Annotated in this window: 23 protein-coding genes; 7 read left to right on the top strand and 16 right to left on the bottom strand. The window is 43.6% G+C overall.

The window, feature by feature from the left end; genetic code table 11:
- Positions 1–148: 148 nt before the first annotated feature.
- The 3 genes from pflB (at position 149) to QP339_RS06055 (ending at position 4,654) form a co-directional block, all read left to right on the top strand.
- Positions 149–2,386: a formate C-acetyltransferase gene (gene pflB / locus QP339_RS06045; RefSeq protein ID WP_284878559.1), complete on the top strand. Its 2,238-nt coding sequence runs from the start codon at positions 149–151 to the stop codon at positions 2,384–2,386.
- A 32-nt stretch (positions 2,387–2,418) separates the two neighbouring features.
- Complete coding sequence (pflA, locus tag QP339_RS06050; RefSeq protein WP_284910807.1) at positions 2,419–3,183, top strand: pyruvate formate-lyase-activating protein; 765 nt, start codon at positions 2,419–2,421, stop codon at positions 3,181–3,183.
- A 226-nt stretch (positions 3,184–3,409) separates the two neighbouring features.
- A complete protein-coding gene (locus tag QP339_RS06055) occupies positions 3,410–4,654 on the top strand; it encodes an MFS transporter (RefSeq protein ID WP_284910808.1) in 1,245 nt (414 codons plus the stop codon).
- Between the two features lie 131 nt (positions 4,655–4,785).
- Here QP339_RS06055 and QP339_RS06060 read toward each other — a convergent pair whose 3' ends face one another.
- The 16 genes from QP339_RS06060 to comGA form a co-directional block, all read right to left on the bottom strand.
- Positions 4,786–5,418, bottom strand: coding sequence for a V-type ATP synthase subunit D (locus QP339_RS06060; RefSeq protein WP_067975904.1), 633 nt, complete (start codon positions 5,416–5,418; stop codon positions 4,786–4,788).
- Positions 5,418–6,830, bottom strand: coding sequence for a V-type ATP synthase subunit B (locus tag QP339_RS06065; RefSeq protein WP_070616963.1), 1,413 nt, complete (start codon positions 6,828–6,830; stop codon positions 5,418–5,420). The genes QP339_RS06060 and QP339_RS06065 overlap by 1 nt, the downstream gene beginning before the upstream one ends.
- Before the next feature lie 12 nt (positions 6,831–6,842).
- Positions 6,843–8,603 (bottom strand): V-type ATP synthase subunit A, encoded by a 1,761-nt coding sequence (locus QP339_RS06070; RefSeq protein WP_070616964.1) that lies wholly within the window; start codon positions 8,601–8,603, stop codon positions 6,843–6,845.
- Positions 8,603–9,184: a hypothetical protein gene (locus tag QP339_RS06075; RefSeq protein WP_070616965.1), complete on the bottom strand. Its 582-nt coding sequence runs from the start codon at positions 9,182–9,184 to the stop codon at positions 8,603–8,605. The genes QP339_RS06070 and QP339_RS06075 overlap by 1 nt, the downstream gene beginning before the upstream one ends.
- Positions 9,185–9,199: 15 nt before the next feature.
- A complete protein-coding gene (locus QP339_RS06080; protein WP_070616966.1) occupies positions 9,200–9,508 on the bottom strand; it encodes a V-type ATP synthase subunit F in 309 nt (102 codons plus the stop codon).
- A 16-nt stretch (positions 9,509–9,524) separates the two neighbouring features.
- A complete protein-coding gene (locus QP339_RS06085; protein ID WP_083272349.1) occupies positions 9,525–9,965 on the bottom strand; it encodes an ATP synthase subunit C in 441 nt (146 codons plus the stop codon).
- A 17-nt stretch (positions 9,966–9,982) separates the two neighbouring features.
- On the bottom strand, positions 9,983–11,938 hold the full coding sequence (locus tag QP339_RS06090; RefSeq protein WP_284910809.1) for a V-type ATP synthase subunit I: 1,956 nt from the start codon (positions 11,936–11,938) through the stop codon (positions 9,983–9,985).
- A gap of 17 nt (positions 11,939–11,955) precedes the next feature.
- Positions 11,956–12,969, bottom strand: coding sequence for a V-type ATPase subunit (locus QP339_RS06095; protein ID WP_284910810.1), 1,014 nt, complete (start codon positions 12,967–12,969; stop codon positions 11,956–11,958).
- The gene (locus QP339_RS06100) at positions 12,969–13,292 is read right to left on the bottom strand and encodes a hypothetical protein (protein WP_070616969.1); all 324 of its coding nucleotides are present in this window, start codon (positions 13,290–13,292) and stop codon (positions 12,969–12,971) included. Before QP339_RS06100 ends, QP339_RS06095 begins: the two co-directional genes overlap by 1 nt.
- 323 nt (positions 13,293–13,615) lie before the next feature.
- A complete protein-coding gene (locus QP339_RS06105; RefSeq protein WP_284910811.1) occupies positions 13,616–14,410 on the bottom strand; it encodes a hypothetical protein in 795 nt (264 codons plus the stop codon).
- Complete coding sequence (locus QP339_RS06110) at positions 14,391–14,894, bottom strand: ComGF family competence protein (RefSeq protein WP_284910812.1); 504 nt, start codon at positions 14,892–14,894, stop codon at positions 14,391–14,393. Before QP339_RS06110 ends, QP339_RS06105 begins: the two co-directional genes overlap by 20 nt.
- Positions 14,848–15,147 (bottom strand): hypothetical protein, encoded by a 300-nt coding sequence (locus QP339_RS06115; RefSeq protein ID WP_284910813.1) that lies wholly within the window; start codon positions 15,145–15,147, stop codon positions 14,848–14,850. The genes QP339_RS06110 and QP339_RS06115 overlap by 47 nt, the downstream gene beginning before the upstream one ends.
- Positions 15,125–15,559, bottom strand: coding sequence for a pilus assembly FimT family protein (locus tag QP339_RS06120; RefSeq protein WP_284910814.1), 435 nt, complete (start codon positions 15,557–15,559; stop codon positions 15,125–15,127). Before QP339_RS06120 ends, QP339_RS06115 begins: the two co-directional genes overlap by 23 nt.
- Positions 15,543–15,851 (bottom strand): competence type IV pilus major pilin ComGC, encoded by a 309-nt coding sequence (comGC, locus tag QP339_RS06125; protein WP_070616975.1) that lies wholly within the window; start codon positions 15,849–15,851, stop codon positions 15,543–15,545. Before comGC ends, QP339_RS06120 begins: the two co-directional genes overlap by 17 nt.
- Positions 15,848–16,930: a competence type IV pilus assembly protein ComGB gene (comGB, locus tag QP339_RS06130; RefSeq protein WP_284910815.1), complete on the bottom strand. Its 1,083-nt coding sequence runs from the start codon at positions 16,928–16,930 to the stop codon at positions 15,848–15,850. Before comGB ends, comGC begins: the two co-directional genes overlap by 4 nt.
- Positions 16,836–17,897: a competence type IV pilus ATPase ComGA gene (gene comGA, locus QP339_RS06135; RefSeq protein ID WP_284910816.1), complete on the bottom strand. Its 1,062-nt coding sequence runs from the start codon at positions 17,895–17,897 to the stop codon at positions 16,836–16,838. The genes comGB and comGA overlap by 95 nt, the downstream gene beginning before the upstream one ends.
- Before the next feature lie 162 nt (positions 17,898–18,059).
- On the opposite strand from comGA, the gene QP339_RS06140 reads away from it, so the two are divergent.
- From QP339_RS06140 to nusB, 4 genes are all read left to right on the top strand, one after another.
- Positions 18,060–19,139: a M24 family metallopeptidase gene (locus tag QP339_RS06140; protein WP_284910817.1), complete on the top strand. Its 1,080-nt coding sequence runs from the start codon at positions 18,060–18,062 to the stop codon at positions 19,137–19,139.
- Between the two features lie 85 nt (positions 19,140–19,224).
- Positions 19,225–19,782 carry an elongation factor P gene (gene efp / locus QP339_RS06145; RefSeq protein ID WP_067975967.1) on the top strand — a complete coding sequence of 186 codons (558 nt, stop codon included), beginning with the start codon at positions 19,225–19,227 and terminating at the stop codon, positions 19,780–19,782.
- Between the two features lie 32 nt (positions 19,783–19,814).
- Positions 19,815–20,174 carry an Asp23/Gls24 family envelope stress response protein gene (locus tag QP339_RS06150; RefSeq protein WP_067975972.1) on the top strand — a complete coding sequence of 120 codons (360 nt, stop codon included), beginning with the start codon at positions 19,815–19,817 and terminating at the stop codon, positions 20,172–20,174.
- A gap of 22 nt (positions 20,175–20,196) precedes the next feature.
- Positions 20,197–20,757 (top strand): transcription antitermination factor NusB, encoded by a 561-nt coding sequence (gene nusB / locus QP339_RS06155; protein ID WP_284910818.1) that lies wholly within the window; start codon positions 20,197–20,199, stop codon positions 20,755–20,757.
- The last annotated feature ends 59 nt before the right edge of the window (positions 20,758–20,816 follow it).

Here is a 20,816-nt window from a genome sequence, read left to right on the forward strand (position 1 = left end):
TCCATTAATTAAAAGCGCTTCCATAAAATATTATTAAATTTTAATAAATTTCCACGTGAAAAGTGTAGCAATCTGTTTGGTAAGCTGTTATAATTAGAGACAGATCTGTTATATTGTGAAATAAATTACAAAAGGAGATGAATTTATAATGGATACGACTAAAGCATGGAAAGGCTTCACTGGTAAGAAATGGCAGGAAGAAGTTAATGTTCGCGATTTTATCCAAAATAACTATACAGAATATACGGGTGACTCTTCATTCCTAGAAGGGCCAACTGAAAATACTACTGAATTATGGGATCAAGTGATGGACTTAACCAAACAAGAACGAGAAAATGGTGGCGTTCTTGATATGGATACAAAGATTGTATCAACTATCACCTCTCATGATGCAGGGTATCTTGATAAAGATAAAGAAAAAATCGTTGGGGTTCAAACTGATGAACCGTTTAAACGTTCCTTACAGCCATTCGGTGGTATTCGGATGAGTGAACAAGCTGCTAAATCTTATGGCTATGAAGTCGACTCTGAAATTTCTCATATCTTCCGTGATTGGCGTAAGACCCACAACCAAGGGGTATTCGATGCTTACACACCTGAAATGCGTAAAGCTCGTCACAACAAGATCATCACTGGTTTGCCAGATGCTTATGGTCGTGGTCGGATCATCGGTGACTACCGTCGTGTTGCCCTATACGGTATTGACTTCTTAATGGATGAAAAATTACAAGAATTCAACGATGGTGATGGCATGGATATGTCACAAGATGTTATCCAACACCGTGAAGAGTTATCTGACCAATACCGTGCTTTAATTGAATTAAAAGAACTTGGTAAGACATATGGCTTTGACTTAAGCCGTCCTGCAGAAAATGCTCACGAAGCTATCCAATGGTTATACCTAGCTTACCTAGCTGCCGTTAAGCAACAAAATGGGGCTGCAATGTCATTCGGACGTACATCTACCTTCTTGGATATCTATATCCAACGTGACCTTGAAAACGGAACTTTAACTGAAGTTGAAGCGCAAGAACTCATCGACCACTTAATCATGAAATTGCGTATCGTTAAATTTGCACGTACCCCTGAATATAATGAACTCTTCTCTGGGGACCCAACTTGGGTAACTGAATCGATTGCAGGTATGGGCTTAGATGGACGCTCCTTAGTAACTAAGAACAGCTTCCGTTACCTACAAACCTTGAAGAACATGGGTACAGCTCCAGAACCAAACTTAACTGTTCTTTGGTCTAAAGACTTACCAGAAGGCTTCAAGGAATTCTGTGCGGAAATTTCAATTAAGACCAGCTCTATCCAATACGAAAACGACGAAGTTATGCGCCCACAATACGGTGATGACTATGGTATTGCCTGCTGCGTGTCTGCTATGGAAATCGGTAAACAAATGCAGTTCTTCGGTGCCCGTGCTAACTTAGCTAAGACTTTACTTTATGCTATTAACGGTGGTGTAGACGAAATTTCTAAAGTACAAGTTGGCCCTCGTTATCAACCAATTGATAGTGAATATCTCGATTACGATGAAGTTATTGACAAGTTCGATGATATGATGGACTGGATCTGTAAACTTTATGTGAATACTTTAAATGTTATCCACTACATGCATGACAAGTATTCTTATGAAAGTCTTGAAATGGCTCTCCATGACTCCCATGTCAAACGGACCATGGCAACTGGTATTGCTGGTTTCTCCGTAGCGGTTGACTCACTTTCAGCAATTAAATACGCTAAGGTTAAACCAATCCGTGATGAAAATGGGGTTGCTGTTGACTTCGAAATCGAAGGCGACTATCCAAAATATGGTAACAACGATGACCGTGTTGATGAAATTGCGGTTAAACTCTTGAAGAAATTCATGACTAAGATCCGTAAGACACCTACTTACCGTGGTTCTGTCCATACAACTTCTATCTTAACCATCACTTCTAACGTCGTTTATGGTAAGAATACAGGGTCAACTCCTGATGGCCGTGAAGCCGGTGTGGCCTTTGCACCAGGGGCTAACCCAATGCACGGACGTGACTCACACGGCGCCTTAGCAAGTCTTTCATCAGTAGCTAAATTACCATACACCTACTCAATGGACGGTATCTCTAACACCTTCTCAATCGTACCTAAGGCTTTAGGACGTGATGAAGAAACTAAGATTGATAACTTAGTGTCCATGTTAGACGGTTACTCTAAACAAGGTGGCCACCACTTAAACATTAACGTCTTCGACCGTGATACCTTGCTTGACGCGATGGATCACCCAGAAGAATACCCACAATTAACCATCCGTGTATCTGGTTATGCGGTGAACTTCGTTAAATTGACTCGCGAACAACAATTAGAAGTTATTAACCGGACCATGCACGAAGGGATGTAAGCTCGACGACTTAAGTAATGAAATGAGGAATCATGATGACAGAAACAATTGGCTATGTCCACTCTCTTGAAAGTTTTGGTTCTGTAGATGGTCCTGGGATTCGATTTGTTTCCTTCATGCAGGGCTGTCGCTTAAGATGTCAATTCTGTCATAACCCAGATACTTGGAAGATTAATGCGGGAACGCCTTATACGGCCGAAGAGCTCTTCCGAGAAGCTGTCAAATATCAGCCGTATTGGGGGAAAAAGGGTGGCGTAACCGTTTCTGGGGGAGAACCATTATTACAGATTGATTTCTTAATTGAATACTTCAAATTGTGCAAAAAACATGGTGTTCATACAACTCTGGATTCTTGCGGGGGCCCTTTCACCCGCGAGCCAGAGTGGTTGGCTAAGTTTGAGGAACTTTTGGAATACACAGACCTGATCTTGATGGACGTGAAGCAAATCAATCCTGAACGTCACCTCAAGCTAACGACAGCGCCTAATGAGAATATCTTAGACCTCTTCCGCTTCTTGCAGGAAAAAGGTCAGCCTATCTGGATTCGCCATGTCCTCGTACCAACGCGGACGGACTTTGACGAAGACCTGCAGGGGCTCTCTGATTTTATCCAGAGTCTAGGTGATATCGTTAAAAAGGTTGAAATCCTTCCTTACCACACTATGGGAGTTTATAAGTATTATGAACTCGGTATTCCATATAAACTTGAAGGTGTGGAGCCACCAACAGAAGACCGCGTAGCCAACGCTAAACGTATCCTGAAAGTTGATGACTACCAAGGCTACCGGTCCATGTAATAGCTTTGGCCAGCATCCTGGTCAAAGCATCTCAACACCCCCAAACAAGTCTCTCGAGGCTTGTTTGGGGGTGTTTTTATCTTTTGATATGCTCTTTTTTTGCACACTTTTGCTTTAAAATGATAAGAATATTAGTTAAAATCAAAGATTTTCCTGAAAAAATCAAACAAATTGATAAATATCTGCTATAGTTAATAAGTAATGAATTTGAAATGGGAGGAATTTAATGGAAAAAGGTAAATTATTTTATGGTTGGTGGATTGTCCTCGGGGCCATCTTAATCCTAGCTTGTATGGGACCAGCCTCTGTCGCAGTGGCTAATCTTTTCCAACCACATGTGGTTGAGGAGTTTGCTATTGCTAATAGTGCTTTTGCAATTGTGAATTCAATTGTTTTAGGCATGGGGATCTTTGTATCACCCTTTGTCTCTCAAATGTTTGCTAAGCGTGGTAATTTTAAACGTTTTTATTTGATTGGTATTCTAGTTTATGCCATTGCTTATGGTTTGTATGGCTTTGCACCAAATATCTATGTTTTTTATTTCTTATCTATTTTTGTTGGTTTTGGGTACACAGCCACGACTATTATTCCGGTATCAATGCTGGTTAATAATTGGTTCGTCAAATCAAAAGGGACCGCCTTAAGTCTATCCTTCGCTGGCTTAGGTGTTGGTGGTATTATCTTTAGTCAATTACTCACTTTCTTGATCCAAGAAATGGGTTGGCGGATGTCCTACTTGACTTATGCCATTATTATGCTGGTTGTCTGCTTGCCTATTGTTCTCTTCCTCTTTGTTGAGAAACCAGAAGACAAGGGCCTCCATGCTTTAGGAGCTGGGCAAGTTGATCAAAGTTCTGAAGAAACGACCAGCCAAGCTGGGGTTAATTTACCGATGACAGAAGTTGTTAAGAAGCCATTCTTTATCATGCTTCTTATTGGGACAGCCTTCATTGGTATTTCGAATAACGGGGGCCTAGGACAATTCCCACCGGCCGTTCAAAGTTTACACGGTGCTGAAAAGATGGCCCTCATGGTTTCCATCTACTCTGGTGTTGGTATCCTAGGTAAATTGATCCTTGGTATAGTTAACGACAAATTTGGTGTACGGCTAGCGACGATTTATGCTTCTGCTCTTTGCACCTTGGCCTATCTCCTGATGATGTTAGGGGCTAATTACAGCTTTGTTCTCACCATGTCTGTACTATTCGGCTTAGGGAATGCGATCGGTACGGTCTTACCGCCACTGATGGCTTCAGCTATCTTTAGCTCTGAAGACTATCCTAAGGCTTATGGCTACATGCAGAGCGCCTTGATGCTCGGGATGACTTCAGGCTCACTCTTAGCAGCAACAATCGCTGATGTCAGCGGTTCTTACAACTATTCATGGCTTACTTTAGCCATCTTGTCGATCTTGATGGCTGTTCTTTGGGTAGGCGCTTATCAACGGTCACAAAAATTTATGACCAAATAAATTACATACGAACGAAAAAAGCGTAACAGCTTTGTAGTGACCCCAAAAAGTTAGATTCTTAGTCCAACTTTTTGGGGTCAGCATACTTAGCTGGTTACGCTTTTTTTGGCATTTTAGGCTGGGGTCAACGCTTAGGCCTCTTCTGCCTTATTGGCTAGGATCGCTTTGACCACTTTTAAGCGGGTAAATTCTTCCCTTTCTTTTTCTTCCAAAGCTGAGGAGATAGCTACTTGGGCATCTTCTAGCTGTGGAATGGTAATATTTTGCAGGGCATTGACCCGCTTTTGCGTTTTTTGAATGTTATTCGCTAAACGATAGGCTGAATTTTCAATTTCAGCTAGTTTAACTTGGAGCTCTTTGACCTTTTCAAAGGCAATGCGGGCTTGGTCAACAGCAATGCTGGTATCAAAGAGTGAATAATTGGGTTCAAGTTTTTCTTTAGGCAGCCGCGTCTCAGGGATCTCTGTGCCCATAACGCTACGGATCTTGATGTCTAGGGCATCGGAAATAGGAACACCATAAGCGGCTTGTTCGACATTAACCATGCCAATCTCACCGGTAGCAATACTCAATTGTTTGTAGGCTTCGCCATAAGCGGCCTTTAATTTTTCTTGGATTTGACTGGCTTCTTTAGATAAGGTCATGATTTCGTTCATGAGAATCATTCGCTTGCGGTCCATCAGATTATAACCGTTGCGAGAGAGTTTGAGCGATTTTTCAACCTGCATCAAGTTACCCCGAGTAGGGGCAGCATTAATATCCATTAGGCCTCACCATTTTCTTCACTTTCTGGCTCATGATCGCTGGAGTCATAGTAGCGGTCTAGAATCTTAGTATCCATTCGGTTCAATTCTTCACGTGGGAAGGCCCGCAGGAGTTCCCAAGCTAGGTCTAAACTCTCTTGGATCGTCCGGGTCTCATCAGCAGCTTGACCGACAAATTCTTCTTCGAATTTTTCACCAAATTCCAGATATTTCTTGTCAATATCAGATAGTTCTTCTTCCCCAATAACGGAGGCTAGGCTCCTGGCTTCCGCGGCACCTGAATAAGCGGCGAAGAGTTGGTTGGCCACATCTTCATGGTCTTCTCGGGTATAGCCTTCACCAATTCCGTCTTTCATCAAACGCGATAGGGAGGGAAGTACACCGATTGGAGGGAAAATATTCTTACCGTAGAGGTCACGGTCCAGAACGATTTGTCCTTCCGTAATATAGCCGGTTAAGTCAGGGATAGGGTGGGTGATATCGTCATTAGGCATAGTTAGAATAGGAATTTGGGTTACTGACCCCTTGCGACCTTGGACGATACCGGCCCGCTCGTAAATGGTTGCAAGTTCAGAATAGAGATAGCCAGGATAGCCCTTACGTGATGGGATTTCTTGCTTGGCAGAAGAAACCTCACGTAAAGCCTCACAGAAGGAGGTCATGTCGGTTAGGATGACTAGGACTTGTTTGCCTAAGTCGTAAGCTAAGTATTCCGCTGTGGTTAGGGCAACCCGGGGTGTGATCAGACGTTCCATGGCAGGATCATCTGCCGTATTGACAAACATGGTCACATGGTCGAGAGCGCCACTTTCTTCGAAGGATCTTTGGAAGAAATCGGCAATATCATGCTTAACGCCCATGGCTGCAAAGACAATAGCAAATTCTTCATCACTGTTATCCCCTAGTTTGGCTTGTTTTACAATTTGGGCAGCTAACTCATTGTGGGGCATCCCGTCGCCTGAAAAGATAGGTAACTTTTGTCCCCGAATGAGTGTCATCAGGGTATCAATTGCGGAAAAGCCCGTCTCAATATAGTTCCGAGGATAGATCCGTGAGACAGGGTTTAAGGGCGCTCCATTGACTTCACGAGAGAGATTGGAGTGGATAGCTCCAAGGCCATCGATTGCTTCCCCAACCCCATTGAAGACCCGTCCTAGGATTTCTGGTGCAAGTTCAATCTCCATCCCATGTCCGCTAAAACTAGAGTGCGTATTATCTAAGGACATGGAGGTGGTGGCATCAAAAACTTGAACCATAGCGCGCTCGCCTTCAATAGCGATGACTTGACCTTTTTTTAATTCACTGCGGTTGACGCGAAAGTTCACAATGTCACCATAGGCGGCACCACGTACGCCATCGACGACAACAAGAGGACCGTCAATGGACGCTAAACCGAGATATTCTATTGGCATTTATATTCCCCCTTATCCGTTTTGTTCGATAGCTTGGTCATAGAATTGGTCGATGCTTTGATAGTAATGATCAAAGGCATCCAAGTTATCATTAGCTACATTAAATTTCATATTGATGACTTCATTAAAGATGGGTGACTGTTGGAGATAGGACATCGGCATCCCCCATTGGATCAGTTGTTTGGACCGGTGGTGGAGGTAGAGGATGACGTCCAGCATCTTAGCTTGTTTTTGAATAGGTACATCCCCATCAATCTCATGGAAGGAAGACTGTTGGAGAAAAGCTAAGCGAATAACCTTAGCAGTTTGTAGGACCAGTTTTTGGTGGTCTGGTAAGATATCTGACCCAATTAACTTCACGATTTCGTTGAGTTGGTCTTCCTCGTGCAAGAGGGCCATCATTTCAGCCCGGTTTTTGATAAAGTCTTCACTGACATTTTTATTATACCAACCGGACAATTCATCCACATACTGACTGTAGGAATTCATCCAATTAATGGCGGGATAGTGGCGGGAGTGGGCGAGGTTAGAATCGAGCCCCCAGAAACAACGGACAAAGCGCTTGGTGTTCTGGGTCACAGGTTCGGAGAAGTCGCCCCCTTGAGGTGAAACAGCACCGATGATGGAGACGGAACCGTTTTGGTTGTTCAAAGTTTCCATATCGCCAGCTCTTTCATAGAAGGTGGCAATCCGACTGGCTAAATAAGCAGGGAAACCTTCTTCGGCTGGCATTTCTTCCAGACGACCTGAGAGTTCCCGCAAGGCTTCCGCCCAGCGTGAGGTAGAATCGGCCATAATCGCAACATCATAGCCCATATCCCGGTAGTATTCAGCAATGGTTAAGCCCGTATAGATAGAGGCTTCCCGAGCTGCTACCGGCATGTTCGAGGTATTAGCAATCAGAACGGTTCTTTCCATCAAGGGTGCGTTAGTGCGTGGGTCAATTAACTTGCTGAAGTCTTCAAGTACTTCTGTCATTTCATTACCCCGTTCGCCGCAACCAATGTAGACAATCACATCGGCATCCGCAAATTTAGCGATCTGGTGCTGCATAGTGGTTTTACCTGTTCCGAAACCGCCTGGGATAGCAGCCGTCCCACCTTTAGCAATTGGAAAGACACTATCAATAATCCGCTGGCCAGTGAGGAGAGGTTTAGAACTTTTTAGCCGGTTGGCGACAGGCCGAGCTTGGCGGATGGGCCATTCTTGGAAAGCCTTAATTTCTTGGATAGAGCCATCGAAAGTCTGCAGCTTGACCAAGCTATCGCTAACTCGGTAGCTACCACTTGGGACGACTTCAGTTACTTCACCAATCATACCGGAGGGGACCATGACTTTGTGGACTAGTGACCGGCTTTCTGGAATTTCAGCAATGATATCTCCACCGCTAACTTGGTCACCCACTTTAACGAGGGGGTTGACCTCCCATTCTTTGTCTTGGTCTAAGGCATCGACTTGGACCCCGCGTTTAATGTAGAAACCTGTTTGCTTTTCAATTTCTTTAAGTGGACGTTGGATCCCATCATAAATGTTGCCGAGCATACCTGGGCCGAGGGACACTTTGATTGGCATGCCTGTTCCATGGATGACTTCACCTGGCTTCAATCCCTCGGTTTCTTCATAAACTTGGATAGTGGTGTAGGCTTGGTCGATTCGGATCACTTCACCAATTAAGCCTTGTTCACCGACATAAACCATTTCTTGCATGGAAAAATTGGTTTTTCCTTTGACCCGGACAATTGGACCATTGATTGCATAAATCACGCTAGCCATTAATTAATCACCTCTTTAATTGTAAAGTTCTCATCTTCTAAGTTAAGCAAAGTCGAGAAAGAGTAGTCGAGGAGAATATTCCGTTCCCGCATGACCCCTCGAATGCCCCCGGTGAAGTCCCGGTCTGATAGGGTAATGTCATGTTGGACTGCTTCTTTTAGCTCAGCTTGTAGGTTGGCGTCGGATTGGTCGAGATAGATATCGCATTTCTCGCCTTGGGCAAAGTCCAGGATATTCTTGACGACTTCTTTAAGCTGGTCCAGATAGGCTGGACTTTCCTTATAAGTTTGAATGGCTGCTTCAAATTCTTTAAAGAGGGCTTCTTTTACTTTGTTCTCGCTCAAATAGAGTTCTCTTTGTTGCTTGATTTGTAGTTCGGAAATTTCTTTATTATATTCTTTATGGACAGCTTGCTTATTGGCTTGCAATTGTTCATCAAAGTCTTGGTCAGTCTTTTGGATGAATTCATTGAAATCAGCCTCTAAGGTTTGGCGATATTGGTCGACTTGTTCATCCACATGCTCTTTGACCTGGAGCTTAACTTCTTGGTTGAAATAGTCGATTTTTTCATTTAATTCCAAAGGGGACACTCCTTACTAGATTGATATACCAATTGCTTGACGGATGGTCTTGGCAATTTGATTTTCAGCTGTTTGGAAATCTTTGGGACCTTGTAATTCGACAATCAAAGGTGTGGCTTGGTTAAAGCGAACCTCGTCAATGATTTCTTGATTGGCTTCTATTAAGGCAGGGGAAATCATTACAATGCCGTAGTCTTTATCCTTGATGACTGCGTCAAAGTTGGGACGAAAGTCTTTAGTTTCTTGAACAAGCACCCCATCAATTCCCGCCAAACGCATACCCGTTAAGCTATCGAGGTTATCACTAATGACGTACTGTTTCACAGGGTAGATCTCCCTCCTAGAGTTGACCTAAAATCATAAAGGAAATAATCAAACCGTAAAGAGCCACACCTTCGGCCAAGCCGACAAAGATTAGAGAACGACCAAAAATTGAATCGTCTTCACTAATAGCACCAAGAGCTGCACTGGCTGCACTCGCTACGGCAATCCCGCCGCCGACACATGATAATCCAGTTGATAGGGCAGCTGCTAAGTAGCCGAGGCCGGTTGCTAAACCATCGCTAGCTGCAGCTGTTTCTGCCGCTTGGACACTTTCGGGGTGGTAGGCTAAGATCAAAGCAATAGCAACACCAGAGACAAGGGTTAAAATATTGCCTGCCAGCGTCTTCTTGTAACGATTACGGGAGGCTTTACCAGAGAAATAGTAAGCGAAAGGAAGGACAAAAGCTAGTACAAAAGTAGCAGTGAGGGTTACTTTAATCATCATTTCAATCGTCATTTATAAAACTCCTTTTTTTATTCGATATTGTTCCAAATACTTTTAAATTCAATGCCGTTACCTTCATAGAAATGACTAAAGATTTCATAGAATTCTAGCCGGAGCACTTGGATGAAGACAACGAGCCCTTCAAAACCAACCACAAATAGGTTGCCGAGAATGAAGACGAGCCAGTTGACATGGTCTAAACCTGCTTCTGCATTTGCAAACATGAGGACAACTCCCATCATCGCACCGTGGCTTAGTGCAAAAGCACCGACCCGGACGAAGGAAATGGTGTTTGAGAAGTAAGTTAAGAGGGTTTCGAAACTTTCAAAAAAGATTGAAAGTAGGCTAATGACTAGTCCATCTTGGCCTTGGTTTTTTTGCTTCAAGATAAAGTTTTTAATTTGTTCATTGAAGGCAATGGAGATAAAGCTTAGGGCTAAGATAAGTAAGAGCAGGCCTAGGGCTGGGATAGCATGACCGCTCATATACATCACAAGCATGAAAACCAGGATACCGTAGAAGATGAAACCGGCTATCCCATTGCGGTCGAGGATGGCTTCAAGCTTCTCGCCGTTCTTAAGGCGTTTTTGGATGTTTAAGAGCATGGTCATTAAAATCAGGAACATCCCGAAGGCCACTGATACGATGAAGACGGTATTCAATTGCCCAAAGAAAGGAACCTGGGTCATGGCTCCCATGGGACGCAGCCAGATAGCTTCTAAGACATCTTCAAAGCCGAAGATAGTCCCGTAAAGAAAACCGAAGATCATCGATGATAAGCCGATGGGGATAAACATCTTAGCCAAAGCAAGTTTAGGCTGTAAGAAACCGATGAAACCGAGCAACATTAGAAGAATGCCGTGTCCAACATCCCCAAACATTGCCCCAAATAGTAGTGAATAGGTAATTGCGACTAACCCCGTTGGATCCATCTCGTGATAGTTAGGGACACCGTACATGCGCGTGATCAATTCAAAGGGTCTTACGAAAAAATTGTTTTTCATTTTAGTTGGAGGGGTCATGCTGGAAGAGGAGTCTTTCTCGTCTTCAATGTACATGGTGACTTGGTCATCATGCGCTACAGCATCCTCCAAGCTCTTTGTTTGGTCGCTAGGCATCCAACCAATCAACAAGTAGCGGGTTTCTTTTTGGGCAAATTCTTCTCGCGTAATTGCGGCGTATTTTCTGACACCGTAAGCTTGGGAGAAGTCCCGTAACCGGTGCTTGGCTTTGATTAGGCCATTGATATAAGGCTTAGTGAGGTCATGGAGCCGGCGTTTGGATTGGTTAATTTTTTGTTCCAGGATACCGAGCTCTTGGCCAAGGTCATCCACAATCTCTTGGATGGTCCCGCTGCCTTCGGGTAGGCGGATTCGTTCCCAAGCTAGGGAATAGTAGAGGGCATCTACCCGCTGCCGGGCTTCTGTGGTCGTAAAGTATACGCCATAGACATAGTCCGCTAATTCTTTCGATTCAACGAAGATGGAGGGAACCATGGCATCAATATATTTTTTGAATTTGTAGAAATTTTCTTTGGTAAAACGACCAAAGCGGAATTTTAAATGGGTCATAGCCAGGATGTCTTCGAGTGGGTAATCGATACCGGTAAAGGGTTTAAAGGCATCATAGTGGTCCTTTAATTCTTGGTAGGAAGCCTCATAGCTCGCAAGCTCTTGGCGTTCACCTGATAATTGTTCCTCGGTTTGCTCGATGAGGTCCTTGACGCCTTCGAAGGTCAGTTGGTCGTCGCGCATATCGCGGTAGGTTTCTTCCTTGTAGTTGGCATTGGCTAAAAGTTTATCCACCCGGTCTTCCCAAGGTTGGTAAGGATTAGGGGAAGTATAAGACTTTAGGGTTTTAATTTCGGATAATTCTTTTAAGGCATTCACTAAATGGACATCATAGTGACTGAGATACTGGTCAGCCATGCGGTCGATGTCATCGCGTGGGCCAGTGATGTTCACTAGATTCATCTGTGTGATCATCTATTCAGACTCCTTTCTTATGCAGTTAGATGAGCATAGCTGATTTTTTCAAGCTCTTGAATAAGTAGGCGAGCTTCTGTCTCCTTATCTTCTAAATATTCGAAGATAGTGAGCATGGAGTGGGGCAGGGCCCGGACATAACGCCGAAATAATTGGTCCACAAGTTTATGTTGGGCTAGCAGTGGGAAATATGCTTGCGTAAAGTCTAGAGTTTGACCGTAGCCTAAGTCATCAACGATGGTTTGGAAGCTTGATACATCATTAGTTAGAAGCAATTGGTCGAGAACCGGGTCTGTCAAGCGGTGGTAGGTCTTAAAAAGGGCTGGACGGATTTCTGTTTCATCATAGTGAAAAAGAAATTTTAAGCGGTAAACGATACAAATATTCATCAAATCGTAGCTCGTTCCATTCAGTTTTTTAAAGTAAGTTAATTCCTTTGCTTTTAACACCCGTCGTGCCTTACGGTCGACATATAAGGCGATATATTGGTCGAGGGCCGACTCTAATTCATAATGATTGTAGGAATCCACCTGGTTATTGAGCGCAAAATTTTCAAAAAATGGCGCATAGATAGTATCCCTAAAGCTATGGATGACATCATGGATAGAGTGAGCAACCAGCAATTCCGCCGTATGAAAGTAGCGGTTTTTATCCAGGTAGTCCGTAAAGGGATTAAGACTTAATTTTAGCTGGTGCAGGTTATCCATTTGGTGCATGACTTCTTTAATAAAGGCAACTTCATAGCGTACCCCAAAGAGTTGCAGGGCGTGTCTTTGCTTGATACTTGCGAAACGGTAAAGTTTGATGAAATCAAGCTGGACACCATGCATAATAACGGCTTCGAGCTCATCACGAGGGATTTGTCTTGGCAATTGTTCCGGCATCACTTGCCGGTAATTACTTTGGCTAGAAAGAAAGCGATAAAATTCATCAGTACTATTGGCTGTCAAGTCTTCCCGGATAAAGCCAGGACTCAAGAGTTTGGCACGCATGGCACGAATTTTGCTTTCAATAGCAGTGTAATCATTCATTACGGCTTCACCCCTAATTTTTTCACTTTTTCCATGAAATCATTAACATATGTCGATTGCTTTTGTTCAACCAAGTTCTTTATGGTATCGACTTGCTGATTGAAATGCTGGATCAGGTTGGCCTTTTCCTCATCCCGACGTTTTAAGAATTTTTGCCGGTAATGATCGAGTTCTGCCTGGTAAGCTTGGGCTTTTTCTTCCCGGTACTTGGCTTTGCGTTCATCATAAGATTGACGTAATTGGAATTTTTCTTCCTGTACCTTAGCTTCACTGTTCTCAGCCTTTTTTTCAATCGCGACAAGTCGTTCAATGACCTGATTCACTTGCTTTCGCCTCCCTTTCTATTTGAAATTAATATTCTTTTCAGAACATGAGTATATTATAGGTAATTCAAGATATGATAGCTGTGTAAAAAGGCCACAAAGATGCAAAAGGAATCAATAAATCTCCTAGGGTCTGGATTTTTGCACGAACTGATTGTCGGCATAAAAAAGAGGCCGGAACAAAAAAAGCTCCAGCCTTTTCTTAATACCGAACGTTTTCAAGAATCCCTTGCAAAAGTCAGGCCCCATCGACTTTTGTCACATTTTTCATAACTTGGTTCACTAGAATCCTAAGGGCATGTTAGCTGTGATATAAAACGCAGTCAGTAGGTGAATTGATAGCTTTCACCATTGTTATCGAGAATGACTTGGCAATACCAGATGTCTTCCTCTAGCTTGAGCTTTACCTCACCTAAGTTAAACCGATAATATTTAGACGCTTTACTTTGCTCATTTAAGTGATTGAGCTCTTGTCTTTTGTCTGCCTTAGCTGACTGAGTTTCTTTTAGCTCCTTTTTGAGCTGATCAGCTTCTTTATGACCGACCAAGCGTTCCTGGTCCCACTGCTCTTTTAGAGCCTGGACTTCCATTTGCTCATGTTCAATTTGCTGGATTAAGTCTTCATAGTTGGCTAGCCAATCTGATGCTTCTGCATGGGCTAAAGGAGAAGAGCTGTCCTCCTCGTCAACTATGTCTCTATCATAGGCTATCAGGTCGAAATTAGCAAATTTCATCTCCAATTCGTGCAATTCTTCGAGCAAGTCATCTATAGTCGCTTCTTTTTCTCGCTTACTATTCTTAAACTTAGCCTCTTTTTCTTTCTGGTTTTTTTCCAGCTTTTTCAAGTTTTGACTTAATTCTTTCTCTTTGGAAAGCTCTTCTTCTAAACTTTTGCTAGCTGATTGACTTTGCTCACGTTGTTCAGCCCTAGTTTCGTTCTCTAAAGCCAGGGCAAGTAGGGCTAGACTTTCAGCCTTTAAAGCTCCCTCCATGGTAATTACATTCTCTACTTGGGCTTGGTAAAGTTGAAGATTTAATTGGTAAAGCAAGAGGATGGTAAAAAAACAAGAGAGACTGGTCAAAAAGATCGAGGCTCGCTTAGGGGAGGTCTGTTTCATCGCGGTCACCTCCCTTAAAGAACAAGCGACTTTGGTAAGTTTTACCATTTTTAAAGCTCAGCTGAATATGAATACTTTGAGGCCCAATCTGTTGGCAGCTAAAATCTTCGACCTCCATTAGCTGGGGCTGGTGGCCTTGGCGGTCGATCCGCAAGCGAATCATTTGGCTCTCTGCATTTTGGTAATACTCATAGAGGTAATCGCGCCCGTCTGGCAGGCGGAAGACAAAGGCTCTGGGATGACAGGATACGAGCTCTCCTCGATAGCTTTGCCGCTGTAATTTAATGAGGAAGAAAGCCCAGTCGTCTGCATAGCTTGCTTGAAGGGTTTTAAAATAGGTAAATTCATGATTTATAATAGTTGAAAAGCCATGGAGAAGGAGGGAAAAACAAAAGAGACTTAAGCATGCTTCCAAGAGGGTGAAGGCTTGGCGTGACCTAGAAAGTTTCTTCGGCCAATAGTTGGATATAGATGGTTTCTTCATCCCCAAACTCCTCTCCTAACTTGTACCCCTCTGTTTTTAATTGCTTGAGCCAGTTTGGGTCTTGGCTCAAGTTTTGGAGGGACTGGAAATGCAGCTCTGCCCGGTCTAGCCTGACTTGGGCATCGTTAAGCTGGTCGATTTGAAGCTGCGTAGCGGTGACTAAGTAATGGATCAAAAGACTGAGTAGGAAGAGAGAGGCCGCTGCTTCTACCAGCAAATAGCCGCGCTTCCTAGTCATATTCTCGAATAACATACTGACTACCTCCCATCTGAATTGTGACGCGGATATGTCCTTCAGGATGTTTGAAGTAGAGACTGCTTGGAGCAAGTTGTGTCTGGTAACCATCTAGGATGAGGTAGGTTGGCCGGTTTAACTTAAGTCCATCGTCCAGTTGAAAACTTTTAATCGGCTGACTTTGGGTCGAATCCTGATAGAAGTTAATCTGCTGGCTTATAGCAACCATAAAAAAGCGTTCGCCATTTAGATAGGCCCGCTTATAGCAGCGGTAGTAGTAAGCCATCACGCTTTGGATTTGATTTCTGGCATGGAATTCTAAACTAATCAACCTAAAGCCCTTCCAAGCAGCCAGGCTAATGGCGGCGACCACTAGCAGGGTCAGGGCCATTTCTAGTAGGGTGAAGCCTGGCCTAGCGCTGGATTTCATTGAGACGGTCAGCCTGGTCTTGGCTGAGGTAGCCAGTTTCTACTAGTTCTTGGATGCTATTAGCTTCTCGCCCTTCATTGGTAAGAAAGAGGGAGGCTTGGGTTTCATAGGTGGTCAGTAAGGCTTCATCTCCTTGCGAGCGGATATTATCTCTTTGTTGGGCAATATTTGGGATAACCAGTAGTAAAAGAACAGCGATAACGAATAAAACAATGATCATTTCTAGAAGCGTAAAACCACGGCGATCACTACTTTTAAGTCGTTTTAGATACTTTTTAATGGTGTGTCTCATGCATTTAAACCTCCTAGTAAATTGAGCATAGGTAACATTAGACTGAGATAAACGAGCAGGATTAGGAGGGCGACGAAGATAAAGAGGACATTTTTAGCGACTTGGATGGCCTGCTGGCTTTTTGTAAAAAAATCTTTAAGGCAGCGCTGGCTATAGAGGCGCATTTTGACTGCTAATTGATTCAGGTACTCGCCTTGAAGGACGATGGCAGGGAATTCTTGGGTGAAGATGCCTGCTTGGCTTAAAATATCATCGGTCGCCCGGCCTTGTTCTAAGCGCTTGGCCATAAAATAACCAAAACTTTTTAAGAAATTCGATTCATTCTGCTCTTGAAAACTCTGGATAATCTCCTGGATGGGAAAGCCCAGAGCAAATAGCTGGCTAAATTCATAAGCAAAGAAATAGGTGTAGTAGAGACGGAAGTAATGACCGATAAAGGGCAGAGCAACATAAATTTGGGCGCGTTTGAGCGCTGTTAATTTTTTTAAAAAATAATAAGTAACTAAGCCGACGAGGCCGGCGACAAGGCTGCTGTAGACCAGGATGAGAGGTAGGTTCTCTAGGAAATAGCGGAGAAAAATGACTAAGGAAGACTCTTCGCCTGAACCCATCTCCTGGATCTGTGGGAGGAGAAAGGACCGCATGACAAAAAGCATACCCATGATGAGGAATACTAAGAAAAAAGGGTAGGTTAAGGTTTGACGGATTTGCTTGGTATTGGCTTCTCGTAATTTCAGATAGTTTGCGACTTCCATCAACTTATCAGCAAAGGCACCGTGGGCTTCTGCGATCTTAATTTGAAAGCGTTGGTTGCCTTGGAGCTTAAGGTGCTGGCAGGCTTCTGAGAAGCTCTTGCCCAAGAGAATATCATTTTCCATGGCTTGGAAAGTTGAGGCCTGCTTGGGGTAGACAATGCTCAGGAAGGGGAGGGTATCCTGTAAGGAGAAACTTTCCTTTAGCATCTCTGAAATGTAGCTGAGCACACTAGCTTGGAGCTGACTGGTCCAGTTGCTGGTAATTTCGTAATGGATAATTTTCTTCCAGGTAATATTCTTGGAAGGTTCTTTGACTGATGACATCTTGTTCACGGGCCTCCTTTAATTTTTGGTTCAGAGTGGTCATGCTTGGAGGGACTTGTCCGTGAACAACGACTGAAGCAATCGTTTGTCCAGCCATCCATTCGATTAAACAGATGCGGTCATGCTGACTAGGATGGGGATTTTGACAGGGCACCAAGCGCTGGGAAGAGATAATGAGCAGGGTTTGGATGAGTTGCTCATTCGTGATGCCGAGCTCCTTTAGCCGGCCAATAACGCCCACACAGTCCTTAGCATGGATCGTCGCCAGGACCAGGTGGCCAGTCAGAGCTGCGCGGATGGTCATGCGAGCCGTCTGGGCGTCACGAATCTCGCCAATGAGTAAGATATCGGGGTGGTGGCGTAGACTCGCTTTGATGAGCTGGTCATAGTCCACCCCAGCTGCTCGATTGATCTGTGTCTGGAGGAAACGGTCGTCCTTAATCTCAACAGGATCTTCCATAGTGATGACCGACCGCCGTTTCTTTTCATAGTTTTCCCTCAGTAATTCATACATGGTCGTCGTTTTTCCTGAACTGACTGGACCAGAGAAGATGATTAGGCCGCTTTGTTTTTGCATAGCCCTCGAGAGGGCGCGGTAGCTGGAGGGATCCAAGTCTTCGAGGAAGGGCTTGTGGTCTTTTTGGGAGTAGAGCAAGCGGATAACCAAGGACTCTTCCAGGCGGTAATTGGCAATACTAGAGAGCCTTAATTCGATCGGGGCTTCACCCTCCTGATAAACGAAGCTGCCGTCTTGGGGTATGCGACGCTCGCCGGTATCCATATTGCTGCGGTACTTTAAGAAACGGATGAGTCGGAGCCCTATTTCATCCGTTAAAGTCATAATTTCTTCAATGCCCGTAGCGGTTCGCAAGAGCACCTGATAGTGATCGCTCTGAGGGAAGATTTGAATATCTTCTGACTGAAGCTCTCGGGCGCGTGCAATCACCTCTCCAAATAAATTTTCCATAAGAAACTCCTTTCATTTTTATCGGTCATAGATATATAAACGTCTTAGGTCAAAAATTCACTAAGTCATATTAAAAAAAGTAAAAGAACGATTCATTTTTTGAAGTGGATTTATCTATGTTATAATAAATTTATAGATGTTTTAGAAGAAGAAGGTGTCTTAATGGAGAGACGGATAAAAAAATTACAGGACTTACTTAAAGAAGAAGGTATCAAGGCCTTCTATGTCAGCAATCCTTATAATATTCGCTATCTCAGTGGTTTCACGGGGACCTCAGCTAAAGTCCTTGTGACCCAGGAGAAAGCTTATCTTATTACTGATTTTCGCTACCGTGAGCAAGCGGAAAGCCAGTGCCCTGATCTTGAAGTCGTGATTGCTGGTGGTTCAGCGAGTCAGGATTCGCCCCTGGCCTTTATCAAACGCACACTCAATGCTATTTCTTGTGACCACTTGGCCTTTGAAGATGAGGACGTTTCAGTTGCTAGCTATATGGCCCTCGATGAAGCTTTAGAAATTGACCTAGTGCCATTTTCAGGTGCGATTGAAGTGCTCAGACAATTCAAGGACGAAGAAGAAATCGCACTAATTGAAAAAGCTTGTGAGATTGCCGTTCAGACTTACGACTTTATGCTCAATGAAGTGAAGGTCGGGATGACAGAAATTGAACTTGCTAATGCCATCGACTTCCACATGCGAAGTTTAGGTGCTTCTGGCGTTTCCTTCGATACCATTGTGGCGTCAGGTTTACGGTCAGCTATGCCGCACGGTGTAGCGAGTCAGAAAAAAATCGAGCAAGGTGACCTGATTACAGTAGACTATGGCTGCTACTACCAAGGTTACTGTTCCGATATGACGCGGACCTTTGCTTTAGGGGACCCAGGCGCCAAATTAAAGGAAATCTATGCTATCGTCCAAGAAGCCAATCGTCGGGTCAGCCAAGCTGCCCGTCCAGGAATCAGCGGTCAGGCTTTGGATGCTGTCGCAAGAGAATATATCAGTCAAGCTGGCTACGGTGACGCTTTTGGTCATTCGCTAGGCCACAGCATCGGCCTAGAGATCCATGAAGCACCCAATGCCAGCCCATCTTATGATGAGGCCCTTCAAGTGGGCCAATTGATTACCAATGAACCGGGGATTTACCTAGAGGGTATTGGTGGAGTCCGCATTGAAGATGACCTAGTCATTACAGAAGAAGGCAACCGCATCTTAACCCCAGCTAGCCGCGAATTAATTATTCTCTAATTAAAATAAAATAAGGATAATTGTTCGCTAGTTGGCTTTTATATGATAAGATTAATAATAAAGTATTTGAATTGGAGGACGAGTAATGATTACAACAAATGATTTCAAGAATGGCTTAACCATTAAAGATGGCGATACACTTTATCGTATCGTGGATTTCCAACACGTTAAACCGGGTAAGGGGAGCGCTTTCGTTCGCTCAAAATTAAAAAACCTTCGGACTGGGGCTCTTTTAGATAAGACCTGGCGTGCTGGAGAAAAAGTAGAGACCGCTCATATTGATAATGATGCCATGCAGTATCTTTATGCTTCTGGGGATATGCATGTTTTCATGGATAACCAAACATTTGAGCAAATTGAAATTCCAAGCGAACAGATTGAAGAAGAACTGAAGTACTTATTAGAAAATATGGAAGTTCAAGTGACCTCTTATGAAGGTGAAATCTTAGGGGTTAGCCTGCCAACAACTGTAGAATTAGAAGTTAAACAAACAGAACCCGGTATCAAGGGTGATACAGCCTCAGGTGGTAGCAAGCCAGCTACTATGGAAACAGGTTTGGTGGTTAATGTCCCATTCTTCGTTAACGAGGGAGACCATCTGATTATCAACACCAATGACGGAGAATATGTATCACGCGCTTAAGCTTGTAAAATAGAGAGTGGGGGAATGTGAACATGGCAGAACGAACGGGAATGCTAACTGCTGAAGACCAGGCTTGTCTCGGTTCTTTCAACATTGCACCAAAAGTTATCGAAGATATCGCAAGCCAGGCTTGTAGAGATTTTGAAGAAGTAAACTTGCTTTCTTCTTGGCGTGCCAATTTTAATGACTGGATGAACCGTGACCAAGCGGTAATCCTCTATCAGAATGAGGACCATGAGATCTTTTTGGAAATTGCACTTTCCTTAAAGTATGGTGTCAATGTGCCAGAAACCATGACCCGCTTGCAACAACACGTGTTCGAAGAAGTTTATTTTATGACAGATGTACAACTTGACGCTATCAATATTAAAGTGACTGAGCTTAATATTTAGGATAGGGTCGGAAGCTTAAAGGATGAATAAAGGAATGAAATTAGGCACTTCACAAATTAGAGAAATTGCTCTCCTAGTTCTCTACCAGCAAGCATTAAATCCGGATCTGGCTCCAGAAGCATGTATGACTTATGTTCTAGAAAACTTAGACCAGTTGAAGCAGGTCGTTAACTATGAGGAAGTCGATGAAGAAGGATTAGAAGCGCTCAAAGATAAAGAACAATTTTTCGAAAAACAGCAACAAAGCCCTAGCAAAGGCAAAGATTTTACGTCAATTGATTTTGAAGAGGGGGATGAACTCCCTCCTTATCTCTTACAATTAGTTTCTGGTGTTTTGGCCAACCAAGAAGCCATTGATGCGAAGTTGGACCAGTCTATCTCAGGTAAATGGTCAGTTAAACGTCTGGAAAAGATTAATTTAGCTATTTTACGCCTAGCACTCTATGAAATGTTCTATGTCGCAGAAGATCGAGTGCCTAAAGTGGTCGCGGTTAATGAAGCAATTGAACTCGCTAAACGCTATTCAGATGACCGGTCCCGGCGCTTTATTAATGGGGTTTTATCTAATACTATGGAAAAATAAAAATGACCTTGAGGATTAATTCAATCACTGGGAAGTCCCCCAGACTGCTTAAAATAAAA

The sequence above is a fragment of the Aerococcus sp. UMB7834 genome, assembly GCF_030215145.1.
Taxonomy (GTDB): domain Bacteria; phylum Bacillota; class Bacilli; order Lactobacillales; family Aerococcaceae; genus Aerococcus.